Origin of the sequence: Amazonocrinis nigriterrae CENA67 (assembly GCF_016056305.1) — a bacterium.
GTDB lineage: Bacteria > Cyanobacteriota > Cyanobacteriia > Cyanobacteriales > Nostocaceae > Amazonocrinis > Amazonocrinis nigriterrae.
In genome coordinates, this window is sequence record NZ_JAECZC010000102.1 from 130,510 (window position 1) to 148,433 (window position 17,924).

A 17,924-nucleotide genomic window follows, 5' to 3' on the forward strand; every position below is an offset into this window, starting at 1 on the left:
TGCGCGATCGCACAGACTAAAGAATCTTTAGTAGTCTATCTGGCGGAATCCGCCAGATAAAAATCTTCACTTACCACGGATACCAAAATGTCAGACATTAAAAAACTAACCCTTTCTGAAATCATGGCAAGACCGATGCCAGAAATTGATGAAGAAGCTCAAGCGGAACTTGATGCTCTAGATATTTTGTTTCCTGAAAAATCTCCAGAGCCTTGGTATCCTGCACCAGAAACCACTTTATCAAGAGAAATCGCTGCCTGGCTTGAGGAAAATTCATAATGACCACTGACAACTACCCACAACCAGATCCGACCTGGATTTATTACCAGGTGTGGCAGCAAGTGACAACTGCCCACGCAGAACTTGAAAAACTGATGCAATACATGACACAGTGCGAGGATGCCTCAGTAATAACTGATGACGAAATCGACCAATCTTTAGACAAAGTTAGCCTCGCCATGCTCCAAGCCGGCGAGGCGCTACCGCTCAGGCAAGAACCACAACAGGAAAACAAACTAAAAGATTCCACCGGATTAACACTTGTTGAGCCTTATCTTCTTCGTGTTTCACAAATTCTCAGTGATGAGCAGATTGAGGTTGTAAAGTCTCGCTGGAACATCAAAAACGTTTACACAGAAGAGGGAAACACCTTTTTTGAACTGGGGCGAGACATGGGACAAACGCATCTGCCCACGGTAGCCGAATGGCTGGGCGGGTGGTAAGCAAAAATTTCACCAAATCGGCCAAACATCGGTTATGACAAACTCATCCTACTGAGTGTCAACCGATGTTTAACTTACTTTTACTAGTCAACCTTGCCTCAATCATTGCCTTTGTGACTGGGCTGATTAATCCCAAACTAGTGCTACGCGGTAAAACAAAGACACGGCGTAGAAGTTCTGAAGTTTACCTATCTGCTTTTGTACTGTCTTTTGTTGGCATGATTATTTTTCTTCCCAAGCCAGAACCAGATGCAATATCTGCGCCACCAATACCAAAGGAGGTGAAACCAACCCAAACACCTCAAGCAGTGGCGAAACCGACATTAACACCAACCCCAAAAGCAACACCAACACCTGAATTTGTTGCCTTTGACCCAAGTGTATGCAAGAGCGATCGCTATCTTCCCGTAAATGGGGCAAGCATCGCGCTCTACACCACCTGTCAATACCTCAACACCGACTTAATCAAACCTGAATCCGTTTCCGTCGTCACTGGCGCAAACGACAATGAAAATCCATCAGTTTTGGAATTGCAATCCGAATCAGGATTTGAAAAAGTCGCAGCCAGGGATTATAGCCTTACTTCAGAATCAGGCGATGTGTGTGTTGAATACAAAGACAAGTCTGTTTCCTGCTTTGCATTCTCTGACTCTGGTCAGGCAGAAGTACAAATTCAGCAACCACAAGAAACCGTTATCCCAATAGGTGCTAAGTGCGAAAACTTCGCTACTCAAGCTGATGCCCAAGCAGCACTAAGCGCCAATCCACAACTGGATAGAGATGGTGATGGGACAGCTTGTGATTCACTAGCCTCTGGTGGAACCCGCCATACAGGACAACGACGCAGGAAAAGATGAAAATTCGAGAAAGGTTAAACCGCCTAGCTGCCAAATTCTACGCTCAAATGGGCTATGTAGTGCGGGAAGAGTTTGATTTTACCACTTCCCAGCACCCAACAGAAAAAGCAGTTTACCGGATGGCTGAAATTGCCTATGAGGAGTTCATGGGCGATCGCCCTGATTATGCCGAAGAAGAAAACGAAGCCCAAGAGTAGAACAGATAAATAACACTCTTGGGCAGTTCACAAACTATAAATTTATGAACAATACAACAATACCACGCCCTCAAAGAAGCGACAAAGGCAGAATAGTTGGCGAATTTTATCCTTTACAAAGAGCCGAATTACTAGCCTTGCGGGACTCTGATTTAGCTAGAGGCCCGTTTTACGTCCATCTATGCATGAGGTTTGAAAACCCCTGGTGCGATCGCCCGTTTGCTATTTCAGTTGGGCAATTCTGCAAAAGGTGGCATATTCCTGAAAGCAATTTCTACAGGGCTATTAGCAAGCTACAGGAAATGCAAATTTTGGATTGGGAACCAAGAGAGATATTTTTTTACTGGAAAAGTCCCACTAGTGAGAACCAATTCCCAGTAGTGGGAGATAGTCCCAGTAGTGGGAGTAATAGTCCCAGTAGTGGGAGTGAAATTCCCAGTAGTGAGAGCAATAGTCCCAGTAGTGGGAATTTGAGATCGCCAGAACCCTTGATTGATAAGGCTTTTAGCGACGACGAAATACAGACTATTCAGATTAATTCAGAACCTATTCATACTTATTTAGACGAGAACGACGAAAGTGAAAAACAACTTCTTATTCAAGAACCAAAGTCACAATCACCCACTACGTTGTTAAACCAATCCGAGTCTTCGCAACAAAACAAGTTAACTCGTATTGACCCATTTTTCGCCCGGCGCCCCAAGCCCCAAGAAATCGAATGGGATTGGGTTCCTGATGGCGAGTGGAAAATCGATGGCAAACTAGATGCAAATTTCGTCGATTGGCACGCTAGGCGCTGGATGCAAAAATATGGAGCTATTGATATCCACGAGGCCCGCAAAAACGTGCGGGCCTATTACCGCAACGACCCGCGTCGCCTTGCTGATGATTGGCAGGAATATCACGAAGCTACTTTGCATAAAGCCGCTAATATCGCTACTCGCCAATCAAATGGCATCAATGTTCCAGAAGCGGAAAAAGCCGCGATCGCCAAACATCAAGCGGCGTTGCAGCCCACAGATAAATCTGTAGTGAAACCGCAATATGAAGAAGTCAAGCAATATGTTTCAGTGAATTCTGAGCAATTGAAGAGCGAGAATAAGCCAATACTTTGTGCTGAAAAAGAAATTGATTGGGATGCCCTAGCAGACGAAAGTCGGCAATGGGAAGCCGAGCAAACCCGAATCCCAGAAGGCGCGGAAAATCCCCAAGCTTATATCAATACGGTAAGACCGGAAGATAGCGACTACTGGCGGCGATTTAGTGAGCAACGCCAATCAAGTTCAATAATCCCTATCGATATTCCAACTTCTGAAGCTGAAGCCAGAAAGCTGGTTGCTGATGCGATCGCCAACATTAAACCAATGCCAAAGTTTAGTCGTGCTGAACGCTATGCTCAAACTCGCCTACAGCATTGGAATAATCTATTACAAACTGGCATTCCTTCGGTGATTGCGGATGTTGAGCGCCAAGTTGCAGCTGCGGGATTGATTATCGTTGATGGTTGTGTTGTGAGTGCAGAAGATATAGGAAATGAATGATAAATACTCACTAAATACTCAAAAACTCGCCCACTTAGCCCGAAGCAAACGCAACACTAGAGGTTTGCGAGAAACGGCAGTAGAGATTGGCAGTGTAAGTCCAGCTACTCTTTCAAGAATAGAAAACGGTAGAATGCCGGACATGGAAACTTTTCTAGCACTTTGCGACTGGCTAGAAGTGCCGCCTGGTGAGTTATTTAAGGAAATTATGGAAGATGAAATAAAATACAGAGCTACGCCCAAGGGCAAGCAATATATACGCTCTATGCAAATTGAAGATATAAAAACGCGATTAAGCAATCCTATAACCAGAGAGCAAGCCTTGCTGGATACAGGCGAGTGGGTCAAAGAAACTGCTTTGTACTTTGGTGCTAGTCCTACTACCGCCTACAAGATAGCTGCCACTTTTGTGGAGGGGCTTGAAAAGGATTTTACTTGATTATCTGGCGGATTCCGCCAGATAAAAAGCTTTACAAATCCCGTAAAGCGACAAAACCCGCTGGGCTTGGTAGGCTGCAACCAATATCTTTCTAGTAGACAGATAAGACATCTGGTGTTGGCGTGCAACTTCCCCCACAGCACTAAACCAGTCTTCACAGCAAGCCTGGTCAGCAATTAGGGCTTCTTCGTTATCCAGGTTTAGTATTGCGTCTGCTGGCGTGTAGAAGGATTTCATGGTTAAGAGTGCTGAGTAGGGAGTTAGTGGTCAGTGGTCAGTGGTCAGTGGTTAGGAGTGTTGAGTGTTGAGTGCTGAGTGCTGAGTGGGGAGTAGGGAGTAGGGAGTTAGAAATTCTCCCCATCTACAGACAGGGGAAGCCTAACTTCATGCTTACCGACTATAACCATCAAGACGCCTTGCGCCTACAGCAAGCGAGACTTGCTCGTTTTAAAACCTTCGTAATTACTGACTTTCATATCAGCATCGTTAACGACTGCCTCATCCTCCAAGGCATTGAACCCCAAACCGCCATTGCTGAAACTAATTCCTTGCTATGCCAAGCTAGCATCATACTTGGCACGTCAAAATTGCAAATACTTGACACAGATAGCAACCTTGTGTTTGCGGCTGAACTAAAATCAGAACAAACACACAAAAGTGAGGAAGTTATGACAGCAGCGACAGCAGCAAGATCAGTGGAATTCGATATGTCTGCATCTGCAACAACACCAGTAACAATTTCCTGGAACCGCATCGCCGCCATCACTGGGGAGAAAGAGAAGGAATTACGCGATCGCCTCCAAGTGATGGGTGTGCCTTTTTATTGGAGTGATGATAGCTGGGCGGTTGGCCACGATGTAGCATCTCAATTAATCATTCGCTTTCGGGCTGAACAGGGACGCAAAGAAGCCGAAATGTTGTTAGCGAGTGAGCCAGCGGCCAATGGTCATCAGTCCCCAGTCCCCAGTCCCCAGTCCCCAGAGACTAACGGTACTAAACCCACCAAACCCAAAGCCGAAAAACCGGAATTCCAACCCCTTAAACGGGGCGTAACTCCGACGCTTGAGAAATATTTGAGCTTTGTTGCAAATGACGAGAGTCGCCAGTCAGAAATTCTCAACGACATCGCCACCGAAACCAGTAAAGGTAAACGACACCTCACCAAAATTTTAAGCAGCTACCCTGAAGACATGGAAAAACCCACAAGAGGAGAGTTTCAAGTTGCTGCGAAAAAGCTATTGAACAAACGCTCCAAAGCGCAGAGTGAAACCGAAACGCCCACTCAAGAGGAAGTAGCAGCGACAGAAGGCGAAGAATAGTGTTTGCTACAAAATTTGCTACGTTTTAGTTTTTTGTTCTCAAAAGCTTTGCTGGCAACGGTTTTCGCATTTGGGTTTTGGTCTGCAAAACCTCCATTCCCCAGTTCAAATCTGGGTGTCGCCTCTTAAGAATATCAAGATTACAGGGCTTGAAAGCCCTTTTTTAGTGGGTGTTCAAGGTTTTATTTTCCAGGCCTTCTACAATTTTTGGGGTTATTTTGGGTAGTTTTGGGAAACAACTGGGGTAAAACTGGGGTAAATTTGTAAGGTAGAGGTTTTTACCCCAAATAGTATTTCTGGGGTAAACTGGGGTAAAGTGGAAGGATAAAGGTATTTACCCCAGTTAATTAACTTTATGCAACCTAAAAATTCTAAAAGTAATGCGAGTCGTGGTTCTGTACAGATAAAAAACTCTAATGGTAGACTCCAATTAGTTTTTTCCCATCCAGTTATCACTCATGGTAAGCTTCAATCCAAGCGTTTCTACCTTTCCACAGGGCATGATGATACACCTCTGGGAAGACATCAAGCATCTAGTTTGGCCGCAAAAATCCAGAGGGATATTGATTATGGTGAGTTTGATGCCAGCTTGGTTAAGTACAAACCAGCAGCATCATTAACTACTGTTACCCCAATTACCTCAGTTCCACCTTCAGCTACCCCTCAATTTGATTTGGGAGAATTATGGGAAAAATACACTGAGTTTAAAAAACCACAAGTTAGCCCTTCGACTTACGCTGTTGATTATCGAAAGTACCGCAATCACATCGCTAGTTTACCTACTAAAAATTTGGATGATGCGATCGCAATTCGAGACTATTTGGTACAAAATCTCAGTGCTAATGCAGCTAAACGTACTTTGACAAATATCAATGCTTGCTGTGATTGGGCGCTAAAGAGCCAGCTAATTGAATCAAATCCCTTTCAAAGTATGGCAAAAGATATTCAGATACCAAAGTCAGAATCGGCTGAATATGAAATTAATCCCTTTACTAAGGAAGAACGCGACATTATAATCAAAGCTTTTGAGGAGAGTAAACTCTACAGTTACTACGCCCCTTTAGTAAAATTCTTGTTTTTCACTGGTTGCAGACCATCAGAAGCGATCGCCCTTCAATGGAAGCATATCAGTGATAAATACATCACATTTGAACAAGCAATCACAATCAGTACTAAAGGGTTAGTTCTCAAAAATGGATTAAAGACTCAAAATCAAAGACGTTTTCCGATTAACAGTCAGCAACGTGAAATTCTAGGCTCAATCAGACCAGAGAATTGCAACCAAGATGACTTTATTTTTAGAAGCAAAAAAGGCGGCATAGTAGACTTTGGAGATTTTCTAAATCATGCTTGGAAAGGTTATAAAAATCATCGTAGTACATATATAGATGGAATCGTAACTCAACTTGTAAAGCAGGGTTTAGTAAGCGAATATCGTAAACCTTACCAATGTAGGCATACTTTTATCACTCTTTGTCTGGAAGCTGATATTGATGCGAAGGATGTAGGAAGGTGGGTTGGCAACTCTCCGGAAATTATTTACAAGCATTACGCAGGTAATAAACGTAATTTACAGGTGCCAAAGTTATAAATTTGTTGAATTATCAATACCTTAGCCAAACTACGAGGGTTTAATGCCCGTAGAACTGGGATGAATACGCCCTAAAGAAGTGAGCTTGGCAAAAATTTGCGCTAATAAAATAGGCTCAGGCTTTTGAGGAAGCATTTTTAAGATTTCACGGATATATCGAAAACCACGGTAATAAGCTTTCAGGTTAATAATGCCAGAGTCAGGATTATATTTGCGGAAATCAACAAGAAGATGATGAGATAAATTGACCATAAAGAAAGCAAGATTAGCCGCATTAGTCACAGCAGTCTGGGACAGATTCATAAAATCTAAAATCTTCTAAACCCCAAAATTGCTTGGCATCACGGAAGTTAAACTCGATTTGAAAGCGAAGTTTGTAATAATCGATGATTTTATCAGCATTCAAATCCAGGTCTCTGGAAAATAAAATTACATGGCTACGAGCATGAGTATCAAGATTGATTTTGACCAAAATTACTACATTAAGAGCCTGTGCAAATTCCTTGTGAAGCAGAGTGGCTTGATAAACATCAGTTTGAATATTTTTATCAATTGTGCTTTTACATAAGTATTTGTCAGGTAGATTACGATAGTCTAGTTTGTCACCGTATTTACGACGAGAGCGTTTACTGGAGTTAGGATTTTCATAAGGGATGTATAATGCGGAATCATGGCGTAACTTGGAAATTATGTGCAAGTTAACTTGCCGTGCCATCTGCAAAGCATTATTGTTACCAAAATGACCATCTACTACCAAGTAGGTCAGGGGAATAAAGTGAGCTATTAACTCGAATAATGAATTAATCATCTTTCTAATTAGCAATAGTTCAGATGTTAATATCACTTCGGTTTTGTTTTTATTTTTACTTCCTTTTGGTCGTCCCTTTCCACGTTTCTCTTGGGAATTTACTTTTTTGATGGGCGAGGTGCTATTTCTTTCTTCATCACTTTTGATTACCTGTTCTATCTTAATAGGAAATGACTGTCTTTCTGATACGCTTACTAATGACAATACGAAGAAAGATAAGCCATTAATTGGTTTACTAGCCAAGCTAGAAAAAAATCTATCTACCCCATAAGTTTGCTTACCCGATTTACTAACTACAACTTCATCTCCTGCAAGCAAATACACATCCTGCTCTCGCCACAAATGTTGACGAAAAAACAGCCAAAACAATGTCGTCCAAGGTATGACTGTAGAGAAAAATCTTCCCATTGTCCGATAACTCCCACCTGTACCAGTCCAACGGGCAATTCCCAACATTGTGACTCGACCACTCAGCGCTAACATTGCCAGAATAATTTGGTTCAATTGCCGCATCGTTGTCGCATTTATCTGCGGTAGCAGGCATTGTAACAATGATAAGATATCTGGCATGGGCTGCTTGTAGCTTTTGAGTTGTCGTTGTGAGAGACAATAACTCTACTACGAAACGCCCTACCTCTTCATGCTCTTATTTTGGCAACGGTATTGAATTAGAAATGCTTTTTTAGTAAGTGTTCTAGAGAAAAAATTGTAAAAGTTATTTCTTTACAGGCTCTAACCGTATTTGATGGGAAACGGCTTGTCGCAGGTTAGAACGCGAAGAACGCAGAGAAAAGAAAGAATTAACTGTATTGGATTATAAGCTATTAAACGGCTCTGACTGAACAGTAAGATTGCTACGCCTGGGGTGCGATCGCACAATTAAGGGCGAGGGTAGAGCTAGCTGCGCTCACTCAAAGAAGTTGATGGCCCAACAGTGTTAATAGTTGTGCGCTCTACCGCACTTTGCAGAAATACTAAATTATGAGATGTGATCGCTAATTTTCGGTATGATAGCTCTATAAGTTGCCACCTGTGCATTATTTAAATCGTCCTTATGATTGCAGCCAAAACGCCCACTAGAAGACACTGGGAACTGTTTGAGATTTACAAAGCTAAGGTTGCTATCAAAATGGAGCCTGAAGAGTTCCTAAAACACTGGTCTGTCAACTACGAAGAACTTGCCGAATTGTGTGGGCGTTCTAAAAGCACAGTAGCTCATTGGTTTTCCCAAGGTGAGCATCGTAGGGAACCCTCAGAATCTGACAAACGCCGACTAGCAGAAATTCATGCTTTGTGGATTCAATTTGAGAATGAACCTGCTCACCTTAGAGAGATTTGGGCAAGAAAACGACGGCGCAAACATAACACAAACTGTAATAATTAGTTGTCAGTAGTGCATTATTAAGTTATCAGGGTGACAACTTGGGTTTTATTGTGTGTCATAGCTAAGCTAATCAGCATTTAAGTTGCAACATAGCTAAAATTACCTTTATTTTTGATTTTCCGATGCCACTTAATCACTAATTCACCTTGATTTAACAATTTATCAAGTAATAATTTCAATTCATCGACTGATTTAAATAGACGGTGAGCAATATATTCTTTACATGAATGCCAGACTAATTCGATAATATTGTAATCTGGGCTATAAGCAGGTAAAAACTCTAAAACTAAGTTAGGAAACTGTTGAGATATTTTAGCTAGAACATCTTTCCGTTTATGAAAACTAGCATTATCTAAAATCAAAATAATCTTCGGGCCAGACTTAGAGAAATCTTCGCCCTTATTTCCTTTACTCACCCACTCTTGAAAAATTAATTCATTTAATTGTTGTAATTGCTCATAAAAAATATCTGCATTCCCTTTTTTTACAAAAAAACATATCCGTTTCCGGTCTAGTTCTCTGATTGCCCCCATTACATTTACTCGACCACAACGCCGTTCCCCTGGAACACTTTTCCGTTTTCCTTTCTTACCCCAATTCTTGCGCCGGATCACACGTAAACTAAAACCACTCTCGTCCCAAAACCATACCTGTAAACGTTCTGGCTGTTCTCGCGCTATTGATAAATATTGAGTAAGTTTTTCTTTAAACTTTGCTCTTTCTATAGGTTTTTGTTTACCTTCTAGCTCATATTTAGACCAGATGTAACTATACTTTTTTCGCTTTAATATCTTCCTCACTTGAGAACTGCTTAAATCAATACCTGAATTCTTACGTTAAATATGTAGCTAATCTTTCTGCTGTCCATTTCCCAAATTCGTAACCTAACGATGATGGTTCTTGTTCAACAGTTTTTATTAATAGTTCAATATATTCAGGAGTCGCTTTTCGGTAATGTTCATACTCTCTTTTATTATGTAAACTTTCTAGATTATCTGGCTCTCCATGCATACACCAATATGCTACTGTTCTAGCCGAACAACCTAAAAATGAGCGCAATTTCATGTTGTGGTTTCCCATCATTTTGTAGTAAAATAATTAGAATTCTCTCCCTGACATGTGGTAGATCACTCTCTTTTAGAGCTTGCTGTAGCTTGCTGACCTGTTCCGTCGTTAAAAAGTTTTTGGCTGGTGGTGGCATAGTTGCTTTTAAACGGCTTCATCTTATTATTATGCAACTTAAGTGCCGATTAGCTTATTCCCGCCTCAAATAGGTTAATTATGATTACCCAAAGCTTTTTATCCAGCGTCGAAGAATCGAATTCAGCAAACAATAATCCAAGCGAGTTTCAAACTTTACAAGGTAAAGAACCACTTAAACATCTGTTGATTGGTTCTTCTAAAGCCGTTACTAGCACAATTCACTACTTACAGGTTATTGGCTACGCAAATGTAGGCGATTGGAGTCCTTTACTACCTAGCCCTAATCCTGGCGAAGTTATGAGTATTTTAAACAGACCTATTGTGGTGTAATAAAAACTGTTACTTCGTGCAATTAAAAAATTATGACCCCTGTAGGGGTCATAATTTTTTAGGTAAATATTTTGTGTGCTTTAGACTTGTGTGCGATCGCAGCAAAGATAAACTCCAAAGTATGACTGCGCTCCAATAAAGTCTATGAGTGATTTTATGGAAAAGGTTTAAGAGATAACAAATCCTGTAGCTCTGCAACACTTAGTTGTTCCAATTCCACAAGTCGCTGGTCAACAAGTTCCATAAATTGCTGAAAATATGGACAACCACAACATACTTTGTCATCGCCAGGAACAGCACACTTACAGCTGTGAGTGGCAATAATTTCTTTAAAGTAATAGTTACACCGGATACAATAACAAACGCGGCTGTCCTGACTCTGGTGAGGGGTTAAAAATCCTGGAGAGTAGCATTTAGGACACTTAGGTTTACTTAAGTCTTCAGGCTTCCACTCCTTCAAAACCAGTTGTGAAGCAACTTGAAACCTCAACTGTTTCAGCCGCAGAATTTCAATCACATTCATCTTAATTCTCCAGTTTTATAGCAGGAGAGTTTTTAAACACAATGGATTCAACTTGACCATCACGAAGAAAAATCCTGTGTACAATGCGGCGGTATATCTGAACCTTCTCATTATTAGACAGCGTTCTCCAAACACCCAAGTTGTTTCCTACTCGAATAATTTCCTCAACAGTCTTGTCCTCAAGGCGTTGTGATTGGAAGAAATTGGTTTCCTCCTCAATTTGACGTTTTAAATCTGCCTTGAATTCTTCCGCACCAGGGTTAAATCCCGGAAACTGCTCTAGAAAGGCAAGCTGTGTCTCTAGTTGTTGCAACCTCTCAGTTTTATAAGGAAGCACTTGGCCGGAATTACCCTGCTCCTGAGTCAGATTTTGGGACTTTTCTAATAATTTGGTCATCAATGCTTCTTCGATGTCAGATTGAAGAACGTTTTTGGAGTTCTTGCAACCAACGCCAGCGTGTCGACAGGCATAGTAACGATACTGGTAAGAAGAAGTATACACTCCCTTATAAGTACACCGAGAACCACATTCCCCGCAATAAACTAACCCAATTTGATAAGCATAGGGGCGATATCCTTCTTGACGGTGCGTAGTTCCAAACGCTCCGCCACACATTTGAATATTGGCTTGAATGATATGCTGAATTTCTTCAGCTTCCCCATCCCTTAAAAGCCGTTGGTCGGGATGAGTGTTGCGTATAATCTGCCACTGGTCACGGGGCTTGCGCCTTCTTTTGCCATCAATAGATTGCTCGTACTTGCTATAGCTAGTATGTCCATCCAGAACGGGATTTTGAAGCCACAGCGAAAAACCTGGTTTACTCCAGTGAAAAACTTTGTCTGTGCCATTAGACTTCGCTTTAGTCTTGCAAATCCCATATTTTTCAAAAATTTTCTTGAGTGCAGGAGTCACACCTTTTACTTGCAGAAAAATTTCGATACAGTCTCTGGCAATTTCAGCTACTGTTCGATGAGGTAAATCGTAAATGGCATTTTCATCTATGGAATTAGAGTAAAAATCTCGATAGTTTTCGGGTCTGTCTGTCAATAAACAGAGAAAAGGAGTTAAATCCAAAAAATATTTGCGTTCAATCACAATTAAACCAAACGGACAAGAACCATTAGCCCAAACTTGTTTTCGTTGGTGTTCTTTACCGCGTTTGATTCGCTCTGAAAGTAAATCTACTTCCCATTCAGCCAGTACACCCAGCATATTCAGCATAAGTTTACCTTGCGGTGTACTCAAATCTAATTTCTGGTCAAGAATCACCAAGTTGACATCATATTTATGAAGGATGTCAACAATTTTTCTCAGGGTAGGTAAAGAGCGTGTAATGCGATCTATTCGAGTAATAATAACTTTCCTAACTTTCCCCGCTTCCACAAGCTGAATTAATTCTTGATACTGAAGGCGTTCATCCTTCTTGCCTTTTTCAACATCACAAAGAATATGCTTTGCTCCAGCATCCTTCAATCTAGCAATTTGTTGTTCTAAAGCATTTGTGTTTTCGGCTTGTTCGCGGGAAGAGACACGGGCATAACCAATGTCCAACTTTTCCATCTCTTCCTCAATATTCAAAGTAGTAGAATTCAGTGGTTGATTAGCTAATTCTACCATCTTTTTTGTGCATAATCCATTTGAATTGAGTATGCACAAAAACTGAGAGTAAAGATTAGGAAATAACCAAAGTATTCTCCTAATATTGAGGCTGTCAAAATTCTTGATTAACCTATGAATACTTACAAAATTAATAGCTTGAAGATATAAGTAGCGAATCTGTAATTGAACAGATAGCTGTTTAGGACAAAGTGAGTAGGACATGAGTTTGTTCTCCTTGTCAAAAATTTACTTGACAAGGAATAACAACATAATTCAAGAAAATACAAATTAATTTGAAGTTGTAAAAAAATATTAAGAATAGTACCACTGAATATACCCTAACGGATCAACATCTCCTTGAATGGTTAGAGGCCTATTGGTAATCTGCTGACCGTTAACTTGCTTTTTATAAGGGTTTCCGCTTCGCCAATCAAATTCATCTACAAAAAGTTCTTTCCCTTCTTGCACAGCAGTAATGTATGCTTCTAAATAAGGTTCTAGATGATTGTTGTATTTAGCATTTTTCTCGATTTGTGCTTGCATTGCAAATACCCAGTTATTATTCCAAGTGTTTGCTTGTTTTAAATAATCAAGGTATTCTTCTTTGCTCTTACAGTAGCCAGCATTATCGAGAGATGATTCTTTCCAAATTGCTTCTTTGAGTAAATAAATTCTTGTTAAAATATTGTCCCTTTGTATTTTTTTTGTCATCCATTCCCAATCTTGGTTGCATGGGTCTATTTGCCATCTAATTAAAAAATCCTGTTTGAGTATTTCCAGAAAAATTTCTAAGGGCTGATTAAACGGATAGCTAATTTTATTTTGTCTTGCCCATGTTTTAATAATTCGTTGGCCCCTGACTAAAATTTGGAACAAGGTCATGTCTATATTTCTCGTTAGTTTAAGAGATTGAATGATGCTTTGTGGTAGTCGATTATTAAGAATACCTTCTTCGAGAGGGTCTTGTATTAGTCCCAATAGTTGATGAGCAAAGGTGACTCCTATTGCTTGCCAATAGTAATGTAATGTTTTGAGCCAATAGCCTTGATTTTGGTTTTTAGGTATGACAGGAGTATTGAGAGGAATATCACCAATTGCTTTGGCAATCTTAAAAAATTGTTTTCCTTTGTTTGTATTAGGAATATACACAGGGGTATGTGGAATCCATCGACGTTCAATTCTTAAACGCTCATCGTCTTTTTTTGCGTCATCAAGCCATTTCTGTGTTGACTTTTGGATGAATGGATGTTGCTGCTTCATATCAAAAGACAAGGACAGCAGATATTCTGGAATCAAGATGAGCGGGAGTTCCTGTAAGGCTTTGTCAGGACGAATAAATTTCTCTGCTAAAGACTGTAATTCACTATCGCAAGAGTTTTTGTCTGGCCAAGGTAATGGGTAATAATGCTTGAGCATGGTTCGTAACCCATAATTTTACCTACCCAGTGTAATTCATCCACAATTTGACTGGTTTTTTAAAGTAGAGTGCTTAGTTCTATTACACCCTACAGGATTTTTGAATAATCTATAAGCCAATCTCTAAATATCTTTATTCAAGATTAGATAATGGTTGAGCCGGGAATTTTTGTGACGGGTGGTTCTCCCCAAGCTTCTATTTGGTTAAATGTATGTTTGCTTAAAGGATAAAAGAACTCCAAAAGGCGATCGCTGGGAAGAAGACCACCAAACAGGGGTACTCACACAGGAATTAATTGATGGATATGGGCTACTTCCCCAAGAAATTCTCCGCGCTGCGATCGCAGATTATCACGCCAAAATCAAATCCCAAAAAAAAGAGCAGCCGCAGGAAGAGACTGCTGAATCTGAAGTGGTTGAGTCGAGTATGCTTCCACAATTAGAAACATCCCCAACAGAGAGCGAAAAAGCTAAATCAACCCAATCAAGCCAGGCAAAATTTCAAGAATTGTTACAAGAATTACACGAAATGTTTTTGTTTTGTACGCTAAAATTCCGTCTAAATTCACAAATCCAACATACAGTGAAGCGTTATTGGTCGAATGCGATCACCTTTCTCAAAGAATCACTCCGAACGAGTAAGAAAATTCAATCTCCGGAGGCTGTGTTTGTCGCGGCTTGTAAAGGAGGTAGAAAGCCAAAGGGGCGTGGCACAAGTGAATTCTGATGTAAGTAAGCGCTTGGTTCAGATGGGCACGCAAGCAAAGGATTGCAATGACTTACTTGCCTTTTAAGTACGAAACGACAGCAAAGATGATTGCCAAATACATTTATGACGTAACCAAGAAGCAAGTACCATCTGATTTGCAGCTAAAGGTTGCAGTGTCAGAAACTCCTAATTCTTGGGTAGAGTATAAAGATGACTAAATCTATTCCAACAAAAACCTTGGTTTCAACTAGCACAATTTCACGCCTTCGCACACTAATTATTACTTCTTGTACTGGAAAAAAGCTTCATAACCCAACAAATCAGCTAATAATAGAAGATTTTAAAGACACAGAGAGATTAAGAGAACGCACACAATCACTTTCAAAATTCTCTTGTCCGTCTGGCCAGATGTACACAGGGCTGCAACATCTAAGGCTAATGGAGGGGGTGGATATCTTGAGATCGCGCTTTGGAAGAGAAGTGGTAGATGTAAAAATCATCTCAGCAGCTTATGGACTAATCCCTGAAGACAAAGTTATCGTCCCCTACTCTGTCACCTTTAATTCGATGAAGAATGATGAAGTCTATTCGTGGGGTAATTATCTCAGAATCCATGAAGATTTTCAACAAGAAATTGTCGAATATGATTTAATATTTGTCTTGCTTGGGGATAAATACCTCCGTACTTTAAAGCTACCAGTTGAGACTCATTCCCACCAAACTTTCATTTTTTTTGCTTCAAATGAAAGTATAAATTATATAGATTCAGGTAATGCTAAACTATTAACTTTAACTCTTTCCAATAAGTCTGCATCACGTTTTAGCTGTGCGTTAGTAGGTTTAAAGGGGCATCTGCTAAAGCTGATTGCTACTGAAATCAGCAGATATCCACATTTATTAGACAGTATATATAACAATCCAGAAACATTAGAGTCACTTCTTAACAACCAACCTAATCCATTAGAACTACCTCTAGGAATTTCATTTTCAACAGAAAAAAGCTCAAATTCCAAAAATAAACCCCATCGAAAAACTCAATATACAGAGGAAGCTTTACGTTCTTTTCTAGAATTACCTCAAGCAATTAATCAGCATTTACCAATGCAATACTTAATTCCAGAATGGGATGATAAAGTAGATGCTGGATATGACTTTTTACAAGATAAGTTTAGTCCTAATAGGAACGCTTACAAAGATGACATTTATGCTCATGATCATAAAATATATGCACAACCCAACTACGACGGGATTTTAGTATCTAAGATAGTTGTTGATAAAAGAAAATCAAAAAGAGATGATATAGAAGCAGCAGGAGGTATCCAAAAATATTTAAAATTTTCAGGAAAAATTATGGGTGATTGTGGAGCTTTTGGATATATTAAGCAGCCAGAACCTCCATATAATACTATAGAAATTTTGGATTATTATGAACGACTTGGTTTCAATTATGGCGTAAGTATTGACCATTTAATCGTAGGGCCATTTGCACAGCCTGGAATTAGAGAGAAGCGATACAATCTGACTTTGCAAAATGCAGAGGAATTTATATCTAAACATCAAAAAATTGGATATACTTTTACTCCTATTGGTGTAGCTCAAGGTTGGAACCCAGAAACTTACGCTGATGCAGTAAAAAAACTAGTTGAAATGGGATACGACTATATCGCTATAGGAGGAGTTGCCAGGACACCAACCATAGAAATTTTAGAAATTTTGAAAGAAGTTTATCAACATTTAACACCGGACACCAGATTACATTTATTTGGCGTAGGGCGTATTGATGCTCTTCCTTATTTCCGCCATTTGGGAGTAACCAGTTTTGATTCAGCAAGTCCATTACGTAAAGCTTGGTTTGATGCCGTAGAAAACTATCATACTTTAAGTGGAAAAGCCTACGCTGCCGTTAGGATTCCTTTTGTAGATAAGCAATCACAACGAATTAAGCATTTGCTATCGTCGGGTTATGAACGTGAAACTCTCAAGCAGCTTGAACAAGAAGCATTGAAAGCTATTCGGGAATACGATAAAGGCAATATATCACTAGATGAATGTCTTAATAAATTACTTGCTTACGATGAGTTATTAGAATTACCTCGCGACGGCAAAGTAAACCCGGTAGCTAAAGCTAGACGTTTAAGACAACACACTAAATTATATAGGGAATTATTAGAAGTAAAACCTTGGCAGGAATGTGAGTGTCAAATCTGCCAAAACCCAGACTATAGAGTAGAAACAATTATTTTTCGTGGTAATGATCGTAATCGTAGACGTGGTTTTCACAACACTTATATTTTTTATAAGCGGTTTCAAGAATTTATAAAGACTGAAAATTCTAATATTAATATTACTAAAGAATAAATCTAATTTAGAGTTTATCTAAACTCAATTACACTTTATTAATATTTATATTAATATGAATCTTAAACATAACTTTCTTCCAGTCTTTTCAGTAGATTGGTTAGGTTTATTCAATAAATTAAGGAATTTACAAGGAAATTATGGTATCCTGGCACCTATTTCATCTAATAAAAGTCTTTTAAGAGATATCCGTAATTTTGATAAACCCTTTTTTATAGATAGCGGCATTTTTGGTAATCAAGATTGTCCTTGGTATTATGAAACACATTCTGAATACCTTGATGAGCGTTGGGTGCGTAAACAAAAATTCGCTTCTGAAGAGCATTTGCGAAGTAAGATCAGAGACTATTTAGAACGCTGCGATCAATTTTCACCTGATTTTGTTTTTACACAAGATATTTTTGGAGAGCCATTACTATCACTGTATTTAGCTAGATTAACCTGGCAAGAGTATTGGAAAAAGTCAAGAAACTATACTTTAATTGGTGTTGTTCAAGTAGGGTATTCAATTTATAATTGGCAACAAAATTTAGTTCCTCAACTAAATTCTTTTCCTCCTCATTATTATTCACCCAAAAGTTTCTTAGCTCCCTTGATTAGTGCTTATCGAGATATTGGTTATGAATACATAGCCTTGGGGGGATTGTTGAAAGTTGATAAAACTAGAACCACAGGCTTAAAATTTGGTTTGTCCATACAGGAATTAGATGAACTTCTTGCTTGGAGCCGACCAGAATTTGTTTTAGGGGGACTAGCGTTAACCCGTGCAGAAGTCTTGAAAAAGCACAATGTTTGGGCAGATTCTACTGGTTGGTTGTGGTGGAATGAGAAATATGACACTAAATTTCGCGATCGCAATGCTTTCCAGGAAGTTTTAATGTAGCTGCTACTTATTGGCATTACAGTATTTTTACTTATTTGAATGTA

17 protein-coding genes and 3 pseudogenes are annotated in these 17,924 nt (G+C 39.6%); 14 read left to right on the plus strand and 6 right to left on the minus strand.

Features of this window, described 5'->3' with window-relative positions; translation table 11 throughout:
* Window positions 1-87 precede the first annotated feature (87 nt).
* The 6 genes from I8748_RS31975 (at window position 88) to I8748_RS32000 (ending at window position 3,756) form a co-directional block, all read left to right on the plus strand.
* Entirely contained in the window at window positions 88-279 is a 192-nt protein-coding gene (locus I8748_RS31975; RefSeq protein ID WP_198128496.1) for a hypothetical protein, read from the plus strand.
* A complete protein-coding gene (locus I8748_RS31980; RefSeq protein WP_198128497.1) occupies window positions 279-722 on the plus strand; it encodes a hypothetical protein in 444 nt (147 codons plus the stop codon). Before I8748_RS31975 ends, I8748_RS31980 begins: the two co-directional genes overlap by 1 nt.
* 65 nt (window positions 723-787) lie before the next feature.
* The gene (locus tag I8748_RS31985) at window positions 788-1,579 is read left to right on the plus strand and encodes an excalibur calcium-binding domain-containing protein (RefSeq protein WP_198128498.1); all 792 of its coding nucleotides are present in this window, start codon (window positions 788-790) and stop codon (window positions 1,577-1,579) included.
* Window positions 1,576-1,776 (plus strand): hypothetical protein, encoded by a 201-nt coding sequence (locus I8748_RS31990; RefSeq protein ID WP_198128499.1) that lies wholly within the window; start codon window positions 1,576-1,578, stop codon window positions 1,774-1,776. The genes I8748_RS31985 and I8748_RS31990 overlap by 4 nt, the downstream gene beginning before the upstream one ends.
* Before the next feature lie 44 nt (window positions 1,777-1,820).
* Window positions 1,821-3,317 (plus strand): hypothetical protein, encoded by a 1,497-nt coding sequence (locus I8748_RS31995; protein WP_198128500.1) that lies wholly within the window; start codon window positions 1,821-1,823, stop codon window positions 3,315-3,317.
* Entirely contained in the window at window positions 3,310-3,756 is a 447-nt protein-coding gene (locus I8748_RS32000) for a helix-turn-helix domain-containing protein (RefSeq protein WP_198128501.1), read from the plus strand. The genes I8748_RS31995 and I8748_RS32000 overlap by 8 nt, the downstream gene beginning before the upstream one ends.
* Here the strand turns inward: I8748_RS32000 and I8748_RS32005 are convergent, their stop codons facing one another.
* Window positions 3,757-3,993: a hypothetical protein gene (locus I8748_RS32005; RefSeq protein WP_198128502.1), complete on the minus strand. Its 237-nt coding sequence runs from the start codon at window positions 3,991-3,993 to the stop codon at window positions 3,757-3,759. It lies immediately after the preceding gene.
* Window positions 3,994-4,142: 149 nt separating this feature from the next.
* On the opposite strand from I8748_RS32005, the gene I8748_RS32010 reads away from it, so the two are divergent.
* Entirely contained in the window at window positions 4,143-5,075 is a 933-nt protein-coding gene (locus tag I8748_RS32010; RefSeq protein WP_198128503.1) for a hypothetical protein, read from the plus strand.
* A gap of 355 nt (window positions 5,076-5,430) precedes the next feature.
* A complete protein-coding gene (locus I8748_RS32015) occupies window positions 5,431-6,666 on the plus strand; it encodes a site-specific integrase (protein ID WP_198128504.1) in 1,236 nt (411 codons plus the stop codon).
* 30 nt (window positions 6,667-6,696) lie between these two features.
* Here the strand turns inward: I8748_RS32015 and I8748_RS32020 are convergent.
* A pseudogene (locus I8748_RS32020) lies at window positions 6,697-8,044 on the minus strand (transposase).
* 484 nt (window positions 8,045-8,528) lie between these two features.
* On the opposite strand from I8748_RS32020, the gene I8748_RS32025 reads away from it, so the two are divergent.
* The gene (locus tag I8748_RS32025; protein WP_198128505.1) at window positions 8,529-8,858 is read left to right on the plus strand and encodes a hypothetical protein; all 330 of its coding nucleotides are present in this window, start codon (window positions 8,529-8,531) and stop codon (window positions 8,856-8,858) included.
* A 77-nt stretch (window positions 8,859-8,935) separates the two neighbouring features.
* On the opposite strand, the pseudogene I8748_RS32030 reads toward I8748_RS32025, so the two are convergent.
* A pseudogene (locus I8748_RS32030) lies at window positions 8,936-10,059 on the minus strand (IS630 family transposase).
* A gap of 80 nt (window positions 10,060-10,139) precedes the next feature.
* Between I8748_RS32030 and I8748_RS32035 the strand changes: the two are divergent.
* On the plus strand, window positions 10,140-10,391 hold the full coding sequence (locus tag I8748_RS32035) for a hypothetical protein (protein WP_198128506.1): 252 nt from the start codon (window positions 10,140-10,142) through the stop codon (window positions 10,389-10,391).
* Between the two features lie 154 nt (window positions 10,392-10,545).
* Here the strand turns inward: I8748_RS32035 and I8748_RS32040 are convergent, their stop codons facing one another.
* The 3 genes from I8748_RS32040 to I8748_RS32050 all read right to left on the minus strand — a co-directional run bounded on the left by I8748_RS32040 (window position 10,546) and on the right by I8748_RS32050 (window position 13,930).
* Window positions 10,546-10,914, minus strand: a complete 369-nt coding sequence (locus tag I8748_RS32040; RefSeq protein ID WP_198128507.1) for a hypothetical protein — start codon at window positions 10,912-10,914, stop codon at window positions 10,546-10,548.
* A gap of 1 nt (window position 10,915) precedes the next feature.
* A complete protein-coding gene (gene xisF, locus I8748_RS32045; RefSeq protein WP_214662841.1) occupies window positions 10,916-12,736 on the minus strand; it encodes a fdxN element excision recombinase XisF in 1,821 nt (606 codons plus the stop codon).
* A gap of 90 nt (window positions 12,737-12,826) precedes the next feature.
* Entirely contained in the window at window positions 12,827-13,930 is a 1,104-nt protein-coding gene (locus tag I8748_RS32050) for a hypothetical protein (RefSeq protein WP_198128509.1), read from the minus strand.
* A gap of 208 nt (window positions 13,931-14,138) precedes the next feature.
* Here I8748_RS32050 and I8748_RS35515 point away from each other — a divergent pair, with 208 nt between their 5' ends.
* The 4 genes and pseudogenes from I8748_RS35515 to I8748_RS32070 all read left to right on the plus strand — a co-directional run bounded on the left by I8748_RS35515 (window position 14,139) and on the right by I8748_RS32070 (window position 17,880).
* The gene (locus I8748_RS35515; RefSeq protein ID WP_225896608.1) at window positions 14,139-14,657 is read left to right on the plus strand and encodes a hypothetical protein; all 519 of its coding nucleotides are present in this window, start codon (window positions 14,139-14,141) and stop codon (window positions 14,655-14,657) included.
* Window positions 14,658-14,713: 56 nt separating this feature from the next.
* Window positions 14,714-14,857 (plus strand): annotated as a pseudogene (locus tag I8748_RS32060) (6-carboxytetrahydropterin synthase); the annotation flags it as partial.
* Window positions 14,850-16,997 carry a tRNA-guanine transglycosylase DpdA gene (dpdA, locus tag I8748_RS32065; RefSeq protein ID WP_198128511.1) on the plus strand — a complete coding sequence of 716 codons (2,148 nt, stop codon included), beginning with the start codon at window positions 14,850-14,852 and terminating at the stop codon, window positions 16,995-16,997. The pseudogene I8748_RS32060 and the gene dpdA, both read left to right, overlap by 8 nt.
* 55 nt (window positions 16,998-17,052) lie before the next feature.
* Complete coding sequence (locus I8748_RS32070; RefSeq protein ID WP_198128512.1) at window positions 17,053-17,880, plus strand: hypothetical protein; 828 nt, start codon at window positions 17,053-17,055, stop codon at window positions 17,878-17,880.
* Window positions 17,881-17,924: the final 44 nt, after the last annotated feature.